This is a genomic window from Variovorax multivorans (genome assembly GCF_051216835.1).
Taxonomy (GTDB): domain Bacteria; phylum Pseudomonadota; class Gammaproteobacteria; order Burkholderiales; family Burkholderiaceae_C; genus Variovorax.
In genome coordinates this window covers 127,108-142,135 of the sequence record NZ_JBPJZL010000015.1, presented here as the reverse complement: position 1 = coordinate 142,135, position 15,028 = coordinate 127,108, and the positions used below count along the sequence as shown (strand labels likewise).

Here is a 15,028-nt window from a genome sequence, read left to right as displayed (position 1 = left end):
CCTACAGCGTCATCACGACGAAGACCTTGCGCAAGGTCTCGTGCACATGCCACTCGCCGGTGGTGTGCGCCGGAAAGAACAGCGTGTCGCCCGCGCGAATCTCCAGCGCGGCGCCATCGGTCGGCGTGAAGGTGCAGGCACCGGCCAGGATGTGCATGACCTCGGCATTGGCCAGCTGGCGCTCGAAGCGGCCGGGCTCGCATTCCCAGATGCCGCTCTTGTTGTCGCCTGCGCCTGCAAGTTCGACATCGATGCCGCTCAGCCGGCAGGGCGGCTGGCTCAAAGGGCGCGCAGGCGTGCCCTGGTCTTGCAGGCCGCCGATGGTGGCCGATTGGCGCAGGATGGTGATACCCACGGTGCTCAACGCCCCGCCTCGACCGCATCTGCCAGCTCGGCCAGCGTGTGGAAGTGGTAGTCGGGCACGGTGTGCTTCGACTCGATGGTGCCGCCCGAACCCTTCTGCGCATGGCGACGCTCGATCCAGCAGGTGGTGATGCCCAACTGCTTGGAGATGCCGATGTCGTGGTACTGGCTTTGCGCCACGTGCAGGTTGTCGGCCTGCTTGTAGCCCCAGGCGCCTTCGAAGCGGCCGCGGGCATAGGCGAAGTAGCGCGCGTCGGGCTTCTCGCACAGCGCGTCGTCGCAGCTCAGCAGCATGTCGAAGGGCGAGCCCAGGGTCTTGTCGAAATGCGCCAATGCCCAGGCCTGCGCATTGGTCATCGTCACCAGCTTGAAGCGCTTGCCGAGCCGCTTCAGCGCGTCCACCGAATCAGGGAAAGCCGGCCATTGCGCGACCGAGTCGCGCAGGCCCTGTGCGATGGCGTCGGTGTCGGGCAGGCCCAGTGCGGGCGCGACGGCGTGCCAGCAGCGCTCCAGGTCGTCGGGGTACCAGCCGGCGTTGCCGTCGGCGCGCGCGCGCCGGTAGGCGGCGAGGAAGTCGTCGTCGCTCACGTCGGCATCGGGCGCCGCGCTGCGCAGGTAGGCGAGCATGCCGCCCTCGAAATCGATCAGCGTGCCGACGACGTCGAAGGTGAGGACCTTGAAATCTTGCAGGGACATGGAAACGCTCCAGGGATGAAGAAGAGGACTTCATCGAGCATAGGTGCGCACCCTGCGAATGCCGGCCCGAAGTGGGGCCGCGTCACGGCACAGGATGCGGTTGTCGGCGCCGCGGTGGCATCTTCTTGCGCGGGCGGCGCTCAGTTCTCGCCGACGTGGCCCTTGTGCTGCGGCAGGTCGTCCGTGATCGTGAACCACGGCGCCTTCGAGCCGACGAAGATGTGCGCGGTCGGGCGAATCGCTGGCGCATCGACCAGCGTGCCCAGCGTGACGTGCACGAACTGGCCGTCGCGCACCACCGAATAGAGCAGCGAGCCGCACTTTGCGCAGTGAATGTCGCCCGCGTCCTTCTTGCCGTAGATCATCACTGCGTCTTCGCCCTGCGTGATGGCGAGCTTGCCGCGCTCGATGCCCGCGAAGGGCTTGAAGGCTGAGCCCGTCGCGCGCCGGCAGTCCGAGCAGTGGCAGTTCAGGGCGTAGGCGAATTCATCCGCCACCGTGTAGTGGACGGCACCGCAGAGGCACTTTCCCGCGAGCATGCGGCCGATGAAGAAGCTGCCTCAGCCCGCCAGGCCCACGAACACGTTCTGCACGTCGTCGTTCGCGTCGATGGCCGCCAGGAAGGTTTCGACTTCTTCCAGGTCGTGCGCGCTCAGGCTCGCCGGATCGACCGGGTTCTTGGGCTTGTAGCCCAGCTTGGCCGACAGCACGGTGAAGCCCTGGGCCGGAAGTGCGCGGCTCACGAGGTCGAGGTCGGTGGGGTCGGTCAGGAAGACTGCGGGATGGCCTTCGCTGGCCGGTTCGAAGTCTTGCGCGCCGGCTTCGATGGCGGCCACTTCGGGGTCGGCGTCGGGCTTGGCGGGCTCGGCTTCGATCATGCCGACGTGGTCGAAGTCCCACGACACCGAGCCCGAGGTGCCCAGCTGGCCCTTGCGGAACAGCACGCGCATTTCAGGCGCGGTGCGGTTCACGTTGTCGGTCAGGCATTCGACCATCACCGGCACGCGGTGCGGCGCGAAGCCTTCGTACATCACATGCTCGAAATGCACGGCCTCGCCAGTGAGGCCCGCGCCTTTCTTGATGGCGCGGTCGAGCGTGTCCTTGGGCATCGAGGCCTTGCGCGCCTGCTCCACGACCAGCCGAAGGCGCGAGTTGGAGGCCGGATCGGCGCCGTTGCGCGCGGCCATCATGATTTCCTTGGCAAGCTTGCTGAACAGCCGGCCCTTGGCATTGGCCGCCAGATCCTTGTGTTTCGCTTTCCATTGGGCGCCCATGTCTGTTTCCTTGAATGTGTGTTGTGCGTGCGGCCGTGCCTGGCAGGCTCCTGGCTCTTTGCAGAAAGAAGGGCTGGATGACCGGATCGGGGCGACTACTGTAGCCTTCTTCCCATGACTGCTCCCACAGACACCCGGTACCCCACGCCGTTCGAATCGGGCAACGGCAACCAGACCACCACTTGGGCCGAATGCATCGCTTTCTACGAGCGGCTGGCCGGGCAGTTTCCCGGCGTGCTGCGCTGGGGTGAGATCGGCGTGTCGGACACAGGCGTTCCCCTTCACGCCAGCGTGGTCACTGCCGATGGCGTGTTCGACCGCGAAGCGCTGAAGCAGCAGCGTCGCCCGGTGTTCTTCAACAACAACGGCATCCACCCCGGCGAGCCAGAAGGCATCGACGCCTGCATGGCGCTGGTGCGCGATTTCTGTACGCAGCCCGAGCGGCTGGCGGCGCTGGGCAATACGGTGTTCCTGTTCATCCCTGTCTACAACGTGGACGGCAGCATCAACCGGCAGAACACCTCGCGCGTGAACCAACTCGGGCCCGAGTCGTTCGGCTTCCGCGGCAACGGCCGGCACCTGGACCTGAACCGCGACTTCATCAAGTGCGACAGCCTGGCGGCGCAGGTGTTCAACCGGTTCTTCACCGCGTGGGACCCGGACGTGATGGTCGACACCCACACCTCCAACGGCGCGGACTACAGCTACACCATGACGCTGATCCCGACCCAGCCCGACAAGCTGGGCGGCGGGCTCGGGCAGTTCCTGCGCGAAAGCATGCTGCCTGCGATCTACGGCGACATGGCGCAACGCGGCTGGCCCACCTGCCCGTACATGAACCTGCTGGCCGAGACGCCCGACGACGGCATCGAAGACTTCCTCGACCTGCCGCGCTTTTCCACCGGCTATGCGGCGCTGCACCACACCATCGGCTTCATGCCCGAGACCCACATGCTCAAGCCCTTTGCCGACCGCGTGGCTTCCATGCGGACGCTGGTCGAGGTGGTGCTGGAGTTCACCGTCGCGCACGCGGCGCAGATTCAGGCGCTGCGCCGCGACGCCAGGGCTGCTGCAGCGCAGCAGGCGCGCTGGCCGCTGACATGGCGCAACGACCGCAGCCGGCCGGCCAGCTTGCGCTTCAAGGGCTATCGCGCGGTTCGCATGCCGAGCCGGCTCGGAAACTACGAGCGCCTGGCCTACGACCGCAGCCAGCCGTGGGAGAGGGACATCGTGCACTTCGATCGCTGCGTGGAAGAGCTGGCGGTGGCGGCGCCCAAGGCCTACCTCGTGCCGCAAGCCTGGCGCGAAGTGATCGAGCGGCTGGCGTGGAACGGCGTCGAGTCGCAGCGCCTGGAAGCGGACCAGTTGTTCGATGCTGCTCGGGTGTACCGCGTGCAGAGCGTGACCTCGCGCGCGAGCGCCTACGAAGGCCACATGTTCCATGACCAGCTGGTGCTCGCCACGCACACCGAGCGCTTCCAGGCGCGCGCGGGTGACGTGCTGGTTCGGCTGGATCAGCCCAACGCCCGCTACGCGGTCGAAACGCTGGAGCCCGAAGCCCACGACAGCTTCTTCCGCTGGGGCTTCTTCAACAGCGTGCTGGAGAAGAAGGAGAACTTCTCGGCCTACGTGTTCGAAGACACCGCACTCCAGATGCTGGAGGACGAGCCCGAATTGAAGCGCCTGTTCGAGCAATGGAAGGCGGACAACCCCGAGAAGCTGTCCGACCAGCAGGCGGTGCTGGGCTTTCTCTTTGCGCACGGCCGGCGCCATGCGGAGTCGGAGTGGCGGCGCTATCCGGTGGTCGCGCTGATGTAGGCAGGTCGCGGCGCGGACAGCAGTTTTTTCCAAGTCCCGGCGGCGCATTGCGTCTAGGCTGCGGTCATCCTTCAACTCCTTTGGAACGACCAGACATGCGATCCAGCGACGCGCAACAGAAGACAGATGCCTTTCACCGGCTGCACGCCGGACCTGATCCATTGGTTCTCGTGAACGCGTGGGACGCCGCGAGCGCCCGCATCGTCGAGCGCGCCGGCGCGACGGCCATCGGCACCACCAGCGCGGGTATGGCCTGGTCGCTCGGCTACGCGGACGGCGAGCGCATGCCCGTCAGCGAGCTGATCGCAGCCTGCGTGCGCATCTGCCGCGTGACGGGCGTGCCGGTGAGCGTCGACATCGAAAGCGGCTTCGGCGACAGCACGCAGGCGGTGTGCGACGTGGTGGGCGCGTTGCTCGACGTGGGCGCGGCCGGCATCAACATCGAGGACGGCACACGACCGGGCACGCGTGAGCTGGCGCCGCCCGAGGTGATGTGCGAGCGCATCGCCGCCATCCGCAAGCTCGATGCGCGCTTCTTCATCAACGCGCGCACCGATGTCTACTTCGTGCCCTGGGACGACCCGGCGGCGCGCTTCGAAGAGGCGCTGCGCCGCGCGAAGCTCTACGCGGCGGCGGGTGCGGACGGCATTTTCGTGCCCGGCATGTCCAGCCTGGAAGAAATCGGGCGGCTCTCCGGTGCGCTGGGCGTGCCCTTGAACGTGTACGCGGGCTATGCCGGCGCACCGTCGGCCGATGGCCTTGCGCAAGCCGGAGCAAGGCGCATCAGCCTGGGCTGCGGCCCGCTGCAGTCGGCGCTGGGGCTGGTAGACCGCATCGCCAAGGAGGCTTTCGAGCATGGCCGTTTCGGCACGATGGGCGAGGGCATGCTGTCGGTGAGCGAGATCAACGGGCTCTTTGCCGCCGCTGCCTGAGCCCCGCATATCCAGGGCGCGTTCGGGTACAGTGGGCGCCCCTTGCCGCAGCCGACCCCGCCCGAAACCAGTTCCCCGCACAGCATCCGCCTCGAGGCGGTGACGCTGGTGCGCGGCAACCAGCATGTCTTCGAGGGGCTGACGCTCAGCCTGCAGGAGACGCGCATCGGCCTGATCGGCGACAACGGAGCCGGCAAGAGCAGCCTGTTCCGCCTCATCAGCGGACTCGATCAGCCGCAGCAGGGGCGCGTGGTCGTGCATGGCTGCGACACGCAGGCCGACCGCAGGCAGTTGTCGAAGCACGTGGGCCTGATGTTCCAGAACCCCGACGACCAGATCATCTTTCCGACCGTGGCCGAGGAGCTGGCCTTCAGCCTCACTGCGCGTGGCGAAACGCGGCAGGCGGCGCGGCAGCAGGCGCGCGATTTTCTTGCGCAGCGCGGGCTCGAAGCCTGGGCCGGGCGCGCCGTGGGTGAGCTGAGCCAGGGGCAACGCCAGCAGGTGTGCCTGTTGGCCTTGCAGATCAGCGAGCCCGCCACGCTGCTGCTCGACGAGCCTTTTGCCAGCCTCGATCTGCTGAGCCAGGCGCGATTGGCCGCGCAGCTCGACGCGAGCGACCACCAGATCCTCGTGTCCACGCATCTGCTCGAGCACGTCTGCGACTTCGAACGCGTGCTGTGGCTCGAACAAGGCAAGGTGCGCGCCGACGGGCCGGGCCGCGAAGTGTGCGAGGCCTATGCCGAGAACGTGCGCGAGCGCGCTGCGGCAGAGCGGGGCCGCCATGCGTAGCCTGTATTCGGAGCAGCCGACGTGGATGCATGCGATGGCGGCGTGGGTCAAGCTCGCAGTGCTGTCGGTGTGCGGCACGCTGCTGGTGCTGGTCGAGCGGCCCGTGCATCTGGCCATCGCCTGTGCGGTGGTGCTGCTGATCTTCGCCTCGCTCGGGCCGCCCGCGTGGCGCCGGGTGCGCATGCTGGTCGGCGTGGCGATCGCTGGCGGGCTGATCGTCGGCTTTCACTGGGCGATGGGCACGACTCCGCTCGGCGTGGCCAGCGCATTGCGCCTTGCCAGCGCGGCCACGCTCGCGCTGATGCTCACGCTGACCACGCGCTTCGAAGACCTGCTGGCTGTGCTCGAAGCGGTGCTGCATCCGCTGCAGCGCCTTGGCGTGCCGACCGAGCGGATCGCGCTGGGCCTTGGCCTGATGCTGCGCTTCGCCGAAAATTTCTATGTGCAGTGGCAGCGCCTCGACGATGCCTACCGCGCGCGTTCGGGCCACGGCGGCGGCCTGCGGCTGCTGGCGCCGCTGACCATCCGCACGCTGCAGACGGCGGAGCGCGTGGCCGATGCGCTGGCCGCGCGGCTCGGGCGCTGAGCTTCTTTCCTTTTTCTCGATTGCGATTGCCATGACCACCACTTCAGGCTCCCTCACTTCTTCCCGCTCCCTGTCGTACATCGCGCTGTTCGCGGCGCTGATGGCGGTGTTCGGCCTGATCCCGAAGATCGACCTGCCATTCGGCGTGCCGATCACGCTGCAGTCGCTGGGTGTGATGCTGGCGGGCTGCCTGCTCGGGCCGCGCCGCGGCTTCCTGGCGATTGCGCTGTTCCTGCTCGCGGTGGCGCTGGGCCTGCCGCTGCTGCCCGGTGGCCGTGGCGGCCTGAGCGTGTTCGTGGCGCCGGCCGGAGGCTTCCTGTTCGGCTGGATGTTCGGGGCCTTCGCCTGCGGCTTGCTGATGCGCCTTGCCGTGCGCCGCATGGCTGGGGCCACGGGCGTGGGGCTGCTGGTGGCGGCTTTTGTGTCGTCGGTAGTCGGCGGGATCGTCGTGGTCTACGCCTTCGGCATCGTCGGGCTTTCGTTGATCGCCCACATGTCGTTGACGCAGGCCGCGCTGGCCATGCTGGTGTTCATTCCTGGCGATCTCATCAAGTGCGGCATCTGCGCGATGCTCGTGCAGACGGTGATGCGCGGCATGCCGGGCTGGCGGCTCGACCGCGACTGAGCTATTTGCCGCGTCGCCTGAAGACGGTGGCCGAGAGGTAGTCCTTGCGCGGGCCGTGGACTGTGTGGCGGATGTTGAAGGAGCCGTCGGCCAGAAAGCGGTAGCTGCTGTCGTAGGTATCGGGCGTGCACAGGTGCGTGGCCGAACCGGCGAGCGCGTCGCCGTCGCGCACGATGCCGATGGCGTGGAACAGGCGCGGCGGGGTCTCGGCAAAGTGCACCACGAAGCCGCCCGGGGCGCGTTCGAAGAGGTATTCGCGGTGGCCGTCGAATTCCTTGCCGTCGGCAAGACGGATCCGGCCCTCTTCGCGGTACCTCAACATCCCTGTCTCGAGCAGCGTGAACACGGCTGTGCCGGTCATGGAGGCCTGGCCCTCGATGGTTCGTTCCAGGTCCCATGCACCCACCAGCCCGTCGAAGACGGTGTCCGCAGTGCTCCAGAAGGACAGGGGTGGAAAGGCAGGGGCCGGCGCGTTCATGCAAAGACTCTACGACAAGCCCTGATCTCCCTTTGAAGCGGCTGATTGTTTCCACTTCGTGAACGCCGTGGTTCTTTTTTCTAAGGGTTTTTACTTAGACAACGGCGCACAATTCATCTCACAGACCGGCCCCCAAGCCGATCTGGGTGAACAGGGCCCCGAGCGAGGTGGCCGCCCCCGGAGGGACGGTGACCCACCCAAGACCGGTTCGAAATCATCCAAGTGCAAAAAACTGAACGAACAAAGGACATCCAAATGACCGCCTCGAAGCTCCTCTCCGCTATCTCCATCGCCCTGTTGGCCGCTGCCGGCGCCGCCCATGCTGAAACGTACGAAGGCGTGCACCAAGTGACCTCGGCCGCCAGCCGCGCCGACGTCGCCGGCCAGGCCGTGGTTGCAGCCCACAGCGCCAACCCCTACGCCACCGGCGCCGACGCTGGCCCCGCTCGCGTGATCGTCTCGACGACCAGCCGTGCCGCCGTTCGCGCCGATGCAGTTGCCGCTGCACACAGCGCTGACCCGTACGCCGAAGGCGCTTCCGCTGGTGTCGCACCGGTCGTGGCGAGCACGGTCGACCGCGCTGCGGTGCGTGCCGCAGCCCGCGCCGCTGCTCGTGGTGACGCACTGCCGCTGTAATCAGTCTCCCCACAGGGTCTGAGACAAAAGGCCGGGCCATGCGATGCATGGCCCGGCCTTTTTGCGTCTGGCTTGCTGCGCCGAGTCAGCGCGCGGGCAGCAGCCGCAGCGCGGCGATGAGGAAGGGCGCGTTGTCGTCGTCGGTCGGGTCGTGCAGTTCGACGAACCATTGAGCGGTGTCGCCGTATCCGGAGCCTGCACGAAGTTCGCAGGCGTAGAGCAGCCTTCCTGCCCTCGCATCCTCCCGGGACGCGATGGCTTCATCGCAGCACTCATTGACCAGCGACCGCGTGCCATCGGGCGCATCAAGAAAAGACCGCCGCATCAGCCGCATGGCGATGTGTTCCGGCGCCACTGTGCGTTCGCCTTCCCGCGCAATGGGCACCGTCGCACGCAGCCGCAGTTCGAACGGCTCGCCGATGCGAAAGCCTTCCCCTCGCTCCAGCGACATGTCTTCGAGCGCCACGCGCACCCGGCGGCGCTCGCGCAGCCTCGTGACGACGAGCAGCACCGCCGACACCGAGAAGACCCCGAAGAAAGGCAGCCCCACCGCCAGCCAGAGCCATTGCCAGCCACCGGCCAGCGCCCAGGTCATCGCCCGCAAGCCGAAGACAGCCATGAACACCAGCACCGCGAGCGCGACCAGCCATGCGGCCCAGTCCGCGACCGACTTCGGCGCGCGCTCCGTGGCCTGCAGGGCGCGCGAGGTCCATTCGGTGGGCAGCCTTTCATCGTCCGGCTGGGCGATCGGGTCAATGGAGGAATGGCGCTGCAGCATGAAGAGCCGCCGAGCATAGCCAGTCGCGCAGCATGCAGGCAGGCAGCACTACGCCGGTGCGGCTCCCGGCCAAGTGGCAGAGCCGCCTTCGCCAAAAGGCGCATTGCCTTGCCACGGCGCATCCTTCATGATTGCGCGGCGCGGAAGGGGTGGCCGCAAGACTTCATGCTTTCGCATTAGTGCGTCATCGTGGTGCGGCCGGGTGAAAATACGAGCACGCTTCCGTCAGGAAAAAAGAAAGCATGATCCCGTTGCAGCCGAGGCGGCAACCCAACACGCATGGCCCTTACTCTCGACCCCGAAGACACGCGCGGACGCATCCACGACCTGGTGTGGAGCGGCTTTTATCCCGACGCCGATGTCGAATGGCTGATCACCGACGAGTATCTCGATCCCGATGAGATCACCGCCGAAGACCGGGCCTGGGTCAAGGCCGAGGCCGCAAGTGCCTGTGCCGCCAAGCGCGCGGCCGAGGCCGGGTGGCCCGCGCAGACCGAATACGACCGGCTCGAAGCCGTGTTCGCGCAGCTGCGCAGCGAAAAGATCATTGCGCTGCACCGCGCAGGCAACACGCTGGCCGATGGCCACGACGACGTGCGCGAGCACTGGCGGGCCGCGGGTCGCATGGACTCGGGCATTCGCGGCTGCTGCTTCTATCACGCGCAAGACCTCGACGCGGCGGTGCGCACCGGCCGCCTGCACCTGGCCTTCAGCGGCGGCATGATCCCCGAGATCGAGCAGCGCGAAGCCAACACCGTGGTGGTGGGCCACCGTATCGTCGAGCTGCTGCGCGCGGCCGGCTTCAGCGTGCAATGGAGCGGCAACATCGACCAGCGCATCGAAGCCGACCTCGGCCAATGGCGCAAGCGCGGCCCCTCCGCGTGAGCGTGCAACAGGCCTGGCAGCCGCCGCGCCGCATCGACGCGATCGACTTCTGGCTGCGCTCGCGGCTGCTGGCCACGGCCCATGCGCTGCGCGAGACGCTGCGGCCTTCGGCCCGGCGATGGCATGGCGGCGACAACGCACTGGCTGGTGCGCCGGTGCTCGCGCAATACCGAACCCCTTTGTGGTCCGACGGCCGCGCCGAAGAATTTCCGCTCGTGGCCGGCAAAGTGCAGAACCTGCGCGTGGCGCGGCGCGCCTTCGATGCCATCGAGGTGCCGGCCGGCGAAGTGCTGAGCTTCTGGCGCCAGCTGGGGCGGCCGGGCGCATGGCGCGGCTTCGTGCAGGGCCGCGAGTTGCGCGGCGGCTGCGTGGTGCCGACGCTGGCTGGCGGGCTCTGCCAGCTGTCGAACGCGCTCGCCACCGTGGCGGTGCGCGCTGGCTTCGAACTGGTCGAGCGCCATGGGCACACGGCGCGCATCGAGCAGGCCGGCGCGGCCGACGGCGACGCGGTCGATGCGACGGTGTTCTGGAACTACGTCGATCTCAAGCTGCGCGCCAGGCATGCGTGGCGGCTCGAAGTGGAACTGACCGACAGCGAACTGGTGCTGCGCATCCGTGCGCGTTCTCCGCTGGCGGCACTGGCTGCGCCAGTCGTGCTGCGCCGAACAGATGACGACGCGGGCACAGCATTGCCATCGGCGCGCGGTTGCCTGAGCTGCGAACAGACCACGTGCTTTCGCCATCGTCCCCAGGTCGCCGTCGGACCCAAGGGCCGCGCGGCGGTGCTGGTCGATGGCTGGACGCCGGAGTTCGCCCGCTACCTGCGCGAGAAACATCCGGACGCGCAGCGCCTGCAGCCGGCGCCGCTGCGGCTTGCGTTCTGGCGTCTGCCCGAGACGGGCTGGCACCGTGAGACGGCAGTACCCGCGCAGACACTGTGGGCCGTGAGCCTGCGCCGCGCGCTGTGGCAGCGGCTCTGGGTGCGGCATGCAGGCCGGCGGCAGGCGAGCCTGATCGACGGCCAGCGCTGGCTCGCGCACGCCCTGGCAAGCCGCCTGACGCCGGAGCACACGGAGCTGGTGGTCGAGCAGGCACTGCTGCCGCACCTGCAGCGCATCGGTGCGCTCGACGGGCGCCGCATCACCGTGCTGGCCAGCGCGCTGCCGATGGCCGAAATCGAACAGCGGCTCGATGCTGCGGCCCAGCGCTGGCCCGGCGACGCGACGCTGCGCGACTTCCGTGCCGATCCGTCGCTGGTGCGCGCCGAGGCGCTGGCGCTTGCCCGTGCGAAGGCCGTGGTCACGCCGCATGCAGATGTCGCCCGGCAGCTCGCGAAGGCGGCGCCGCAAGCAGCATTGACGCGGCTCGACTGGATGCTGCCCCCGATCAAAGCCGTGGCCGTCGAACGCAAGGGCCCGCCGCTCGTCGTGTTCGCCGCAAGCGCACTGGCACGCAAGGGCGCGCGCGAACTCGCCGCGGCACTGCAAGGCTGGCCGTACCGGCTGCGCGTGCTTGGTTCGCCTTCGGATGACGCCCAACTCTGGCGTGGCATCGCGCACATCGAACACATGAACTGGCAAGGCGACTGGTTGGCTGGTGCCAGCGTCGTCGTGCTGCCTGCGCACGTCGAGCACGCACCGCGCGCGGTGCTGCGCGCTGTGGCTGCCGGCGTACCCGTGGTGGCCTCGACCGCATGCGGCCTCGCAGGCTTGACCGGCGTGCGCGAGGTAGCACCGGGCGACGTCGAGGCCCTGCGCGCCGCATTGCAGGCCGCTTGCATCCCTTGAACGGAGAGGACAGATGGCATCGATCGAACAGGCCCGCGCGGCGCTGGCTCCCCATGGTGCGCTGGCGCCGCAATCTGTTGCCGAGCATTGGCGCGGAGAGATCCCGCTGCCGGCCGCCATCGAAACCTTCTACGCACAGGTCGGCCCGCTCGGCGAGTGGATCAACGACCGCGTGGGCCATGCGGGCCTCACGGTGCCGACCGCTGGCAACCCCTTCAGCATTCCGACGCTCGCGCGCCTGTGGGAACTGCAGGCCGGCTACCGCTGGCACGGCATCACTGGCGAGCGCATTGCCGAATGGCCCGATCACTGGCTGGTGGTGGCCGACCAGGGCGCGGACCCCTTCATCTTCGACCTGAACACGGGCGCGATACAGTTCGCCCGGCACGGCGCGGGTGCGTGGAAAGACGATGCACCGATCTTTGCCGACATCCTCGAGATGGCCGCGTGCCTCGGCACCATCGGCCAGGTCTGGGACGAGGCGGGCGACGACATCTTCATGGACGACTGTTCCGTCAACCCGGTGCACCGCGCGCGCCTGATCGAGCGGCTCACGCCGCTGATCGGCGCCAGCGAGGCCGGCGACATCGCGGACCTGTTCGACTGGTAGTCCGCTGGCGCGTCGCAGGTAAAAACAACACGGGAGCAGCACTTCAATGACCATCGACCTCCAGACGCTCAAGTGCGGCGAATGCGGCAGCAGCGTGCTCAAGCGCACCGGCCTCAACGAATACACCTGCGACCACTGCGGCTCGGTCACGCTGGTGGAAGACAACGTGTCCGACCGGCTGGAGCGCGTGCTCAACCAGGTGAAGAGCGAAGCGGGCCGCCAGCTCGCGGCCGAAGAGGCGCTGAGGCAGAAGCTGGTGCTGCGCAAGGTCGGCATAGCCATAGCCATCCTGCTGGGCGTGGTGCTGGTTTTTCGCGTGGTCGGGCTGTTTCTCTTCGACTCCCGCGATGCCGCGTCCGGCGCGCCGCGCTCCGTGGTGGCCGCTGCGGTCGACCGCACCATTTCCGTCGATGGCCTGAAGCTCAACGAGCCGCACCAGGTGCTGGTGGGCAGCGGTAGTTCGGCCATGCCCAAGCTGCTGGTGGTGGCGCGCAACGAAACCGGCAAGTCGTTGTCGCGCGCGGGCATTCGCGCCACGTACTACGACGGCGACAGCAAGCTCGACGAGCGCAGCGAGATGCTGCCGGTGTCCGTGCTGGAGCCCGGCGAGAGCGCGCCCGTGCTGATCGACATGCCCAGCGGCAAGAACGTCACGCGGCAGGAGCTGCGCGTGCAGAAGCTCGCCGAGCCCTACAGCGCGGTGCAGGGGCCGCGCATGGCCTTCTCGCGCGTGCGGCTCATCCAGCAGGGCGAGCGCGTGCGGCTGGTGGGCCGCATCGCCAACGACCGCAAGGACGCCACCGTGCTCGGCGGTTTCGAGGTGCTGGTCACGCTGTACGACGATGCGGGGCAGGTGATCGGCTTCGGCCATGGCTACGGGCAGGCCAACGAGATCCAGCCGGGCACGCGGACCTCGATGGATGTGAGCATCGCGCGCTTCGGCCGCGCGACGGCCATCGCGGCATGGGACTACCGCATCGGCTACAGCACGGTCGAGTCTTCGGGTACGCGCACGCCGGTGCTGAACGCCGACCGCGTGATCCGCACGGCGGGCGGCCCCGAGGCCTTCAACCCCGAACTGCGCCTGGGCACTGACGACCTGCTGGCCGACGACAGCGAGCGCTTCGACGACAAGCAGCTCGAACTGCTGCCGCTGGTAGACGGGCGCAACAACATCCAGCAGCGGTTGTTCCTGGGCGAACTGGTGAACCGCAGCGCCGATGCAGTGGTGCTCGCGCCGGGCGGCGTGATCTCCCGCTTCAGTGGCAGCAAGGCGCATGGCACGACCAACATCGCGGGGCTGGCGTACCTCTATCCGGGCGAGCGCTTTCCGATCTTCCTCGAGCCCGAGGACATGGAGCGCATCACCGCGACCCGCATCGAATGGAAGCCGATGCGCCGCGCGGCATTGCCGGGCCCGCGCAAGCCGCTGGAAGTGAAGGTGACGGGCACCAAGGCCGAGACCGGCAGCGTGCTGCTCAACTTCAGCCAGCGCTTCACCTACAAGAGCGTGGAAGTCACGGGCAGCGTGAAGAACCCGGGCACGGGTATCGTTGGCAAGGTGCGGCTGTGGGTCAGCCTGCGCGACCGCAACGGGCAGCTCACGGGCTTCAAGCTGGTGGAGAACCTGCCGGCCATCGCGCCGGGCGAGAGCGTGCCGTTCCAGGTGAACGTGGAGCAGAACGGCCGCGACTTCGCGAGCGTGACGACGCTATACCAAACCGAATAGCCCCTCGGGCGACGGCGTTGGGCGGTTCGCGCCATGATCGCGCCCATGATTCCGTTATCGATCCTCGACCTTTCCCCGATCACCGAGGGCAGCGACGCCGCGCAGTCGTTCCGCAACTCGCTCTCGCTGGCGCAGCATGGCGAGAAGCTGGGCTACACGCGCTACTGGCTGGCCGAGCACCACGGCATGCCGGGCATTGCGAGCGCGGCCACTGCCGTGCTGCTGTCGCATGTGGGGGCGGGCACTTCCACCATCCGCATCGGTGCAGGCGGCGTGATGCTGCCGAACCATTCGCCGCTGGTGATTGCCGAGCAGTTCGGCACGCTGGAGTCGCTGTACCCGGGGCGCATCGATCTCGGCCTGGGGCGCGCGCCCGGCTCCGATCAGCGCACCGCGCGGGCCTTGCGGCGCAACCTCGAATCGGACGCGGACCAGTTTCCGCAGGACGTGATCGAGCTGATGGACTTCATGTCGAAGACGCCGCAGCAGCCGGTGCGAGCCGTGCCCGGCGCGGGGCTCGAAGTGCCGGTGTGGATCCTCGGCTCCAGCACCTTCGGCGCGCAGCTGGCGGCGCACCTGGGGCTGCCCTATGCCTTTGCCTCGCACTTCGCGCCGCAGCAGATCATGCAGGCCATCCAGATCTATCGCGAGACCTTCAAGCCGTCGGCACAGCTGCAGAAGCCGTATGTGATGCTGGGCTTCAATGTGTTCGCGGCCGACACCGATGAAGAGGCCGAGTTCCGCGCCACCTCGTGGCAGCAGGCCTTCGTGAACCTGCGCAGCGGCCGGCCGGGGCGCCTGCCGCCGCCGGTGGAAAACTATCGTCAGAAGGTCGGGCCCGCGGAGAACGCGCTGCTCGACTCGGTGCTCTCGTGCTCCGCGGTGGGGTCGGTCGAGACGGTGAAGAAGGGCGTGGAAGCGTTCGTCGCGCGCACCGGCGCTGACGAACTCATGATCACCTCGCAGGTGTTCGACCACGCTGCCCGGCTGCGCTCTTATGAGCTGCTGGCCGGCGCGTTCGGACAGACGCCGAAGCAGTAAA

General features: G+C 67.9%; 17 protein-coding genes. 11 read left to right on the top strand and 6 right to left on the bottom strand.

What is annotated here, in order from left to right:
* Position 1 precedes the first annotated feature (1 nt).
* The 4 genes from ACSFCA_RS30445 to ACSFCA_RS30430 all read right to left on the bottom strand — a co-directional run bounded on the left by ACSFCA_RS30445 (position 2) and on the right by ACSFCA_RS30430 (position 2,333).
* On the bottom strand, positions 2 to 355 hold the full coding sequence (locus tag ACSFCA_RS30445; protein WP_258351644.1) for a cupin domain-containing protein: 354 nt from the start codon (positions 353 to 355) through the stop codon (positions 2 to 4).
* A 5-nt stretch (positions 356 to 360) separates the two neighbouring features.
* Positions 361 to 1,059, bottom strand: coding sequence for an HAD-IA family hydrolase (locus ACSFCA_RS30440; protein ID WP_435462095.1), 699 nt, complete (start codon positions 1,057 to 1,059; stop codon positions 361 to 363).
* A 140-nt stretch (positions 1,060 to 1,199) separates the two neighbouring features.
* Entirely contained in the window at positions 1,200 to 1,598 is a 399-nt protein-coding gene (locus tag ACSFCA_RS30435; RefSeq protein ID WP_258351643.1) for a GFA family protein, read from the bottom strand.
* Between the two features lie 21 nt (positions 1,599 to 1,619).
* A complete protein-coding gene (locus ACSFCA_RS30430) occupies positions 1,620 to 2,333 on the bottom strand; it encodes a YebC/PmpR family DNA-binding transcriptional regulator (RefSeq protein WP_258351642.1) in 714 nt (237 codons plus the stop codon).
* Between the two features lie 114 nt (positions 2,334 to 2,447).
* Here ACSFCA_RS30430 and ACSFCA_RS30425 point away from each other — a divergent pair, with 114 nt between their 5' ends.
* From ACSFCA_RS30425 to ACSFCA_RS30405, 5 genes are all read left to right on the top strand, one after another.
* Positions 2,448 to 4,151 carry a M14 family zinc carboxypeptidase gene (locus ACSFCA_RS30425; protein WP_435462094.1) on the top strand — a complete coding sequence of 568 codons (1,704 nt, stop codon included), beginning with the start codon at positions 2,448 to 2,450 and terminating at the stop codon, positions 4,149 to 4,151.
* Positions 4,152 to 4,246: 95 nt separating this feature from the next.
* The gene (locus tag ACSFCA_RS30420; protein ID WP_435462093.1) at positions 4,247 to 5,083 is read left to right on the top strand and encodes an isocitrate lyase/PEP mutase family protein; all 837 of its coding nucleotides are present in this window, start codon (positions 4,247 to 4,249) and stop codon (positions 5,081 to 5,083) included.
* A 42-nt stretch (positions 5,084 to 5,125) separates the two neighbouring features.
* Positions 5,126 to 5,872, top strand: a complete 747-nt coding sequence (locus ACSFCA_RS30415) for an energy-coupling factor ABC transporter ATP-binding protein (protein WP_435462092.1) — start codon at positions 5,126 to 5,128, stop codon at positions 5,870 to 5,872.
* Positions 5,865 to 6,458, top strand: coding sequence for an energy-coupling factor transporter transmembrane component T family protein (locus ACSFCA_RS30410; protein WP_435462091.1), 594 nt, complete (start codon positions 5,865 to 5,867; stop codon positions 6,456 to 6,458). The genes ACSFCA_RS30415 and ACSFCA_RS30410 overlap by 8 nt, the downstream gene beginning before the upstream one ends.
* Before the next feature lie 31 nt (positions 6,459 to 6,489).
* Positions 6,490 to 7,083, top strand: a complete 594-nt coding sequence (locus ACSFCA_RS30405; RefSeq protein WP_435462090.1) for a biotin transporter BioY — start codon at positions 6,490 to 6,492, stop codon at positions 7,081 to 7,083.
* 1 nt (position 7,084) lies between these two features.
* Here ACSFCA_RS30405 and ACSFCA_RS30400 read toward each other — a convergent pair whose 3' ends face one another.
* Complete coding sequence (locus ACSFCA_RS30400) at positions 7,085 to 7,561, bottom strand: DUF6314 family protein (protein ID WP_435462089.1); 477 nt, start codon at positions 7,559 to 7,561, stop codon at positions 7,085 to 7,087.
* 255 nt (positions 7,562 to 7,816) lie between these two features.
* On the opposite strand from ACSFCA_RS30400, the gene ACSFCA_RS30395 reads away from it, so the two are divergent.
* Positions 7,817 to 8,197, top strand: coding sequence for a helicase SNF2 (locus tag ACSFCA_RS30395; protein ID WP_258351635.1), 381 nt, complete (start codon positions 7,817 to 7,819; stop codon positions 8,195 to 8,197).
* A gap of 85 nt (positions 8,198 to 8,282) precedes the next feature.
* Here the strand turns inward: ACSFCA_RS30395 and ACSFCA_RS30390 are convergent, their stop codons facing one another.
* Positions 8,283 to 8,975 (bottom strand): hypothetical protein, encoded by a 693-nt coding sequence (locus tag ACSFCA_RS30390; RefSeq protein WP_258351634.1) that lies wholly within the window; start codon positions 8,973 to 8,975, stop codon positions 8,283 to 8,285.
* A 279-nt stretch (positions 8,976 to 9,254) separates the two neighbouring features.
* Here ACSFCA_RS30390 and ACSFCA_RS30385 point away from each other — a divergent pair, with 279 nt between their 5' ends.
* From ACSFCA_RS30385 to ACSFCA_RS30365, 5 genes are read left to right on the top strand one after another with little or no spacing between them, the layout of a single operon-like run.
* Positions 9,255 to 9,860 (top strand): DUF6891 domain-containing protein, encoded by a 606-nt coding sequence (locus ACSFCA_RS30385; protein ID WP_435462088.1) that lies wholly within the window; start codon positions 9,255 to 9,257, stop codon positions 9,858 to 9,860.
* Entirely contained in the window at positions 9,857 to 11,647 is a 1,791-nt protein-coding gene (locus ACSFCA_RS30380) for a VanW family protein (RefSeq protein ID WP_435462087.1), read from the top strand. Before ACSFCA_RS30385 ends, ACSFCA_RS30380 begins: the two co-directional genes overlap by 4 nt.
* A gap of 13 nt (positions 11,648 to 11,660) precedes the next feature.
* The gene (locus ACSFCA_RS30375) at positions 11,661 to 12,257 is read left to right on the top strand and encodes a hypothetical protein (RefSeq protein ID WP_435462086.1); all 597 of its coding nucleotides are present in this window, start codon (positions 11,661 to 11,663) and stop codon (positions 12,255 to 12,257) included.
* Positions 12,258 to 12,303: 46 nt separating this feature from the next.
* Positions 12,304 to 13,986 (top strand): FxLYD domain-containing protein, encoded by a 1,683-nt coding sequence (locus tag ACSFCA_RS30370; RefSeq protein WP_435462085.1) that lies wholly within the window; start codon positions 12,304 to 12,306, stop codon positions 13,984 to 13,986.
* Between the two features lie 45 nt (positions 13,987 to 14,031).
* Positions 14,032 to 15,027 carry an LLM class flavin-dependent oxidoreductase gene (locus ACSFCA_RS30365; protein WP_435462084.1) on the top strand — a complete coding sequence of 332 codons (996 nt, stop codon included), beginning with the start codon at positions 14,032 to 14,034 and terminating at the stop codon, positions 15,025 to 15,027.
* Position 15,028 lies beyond the last annotated feature (1 nt).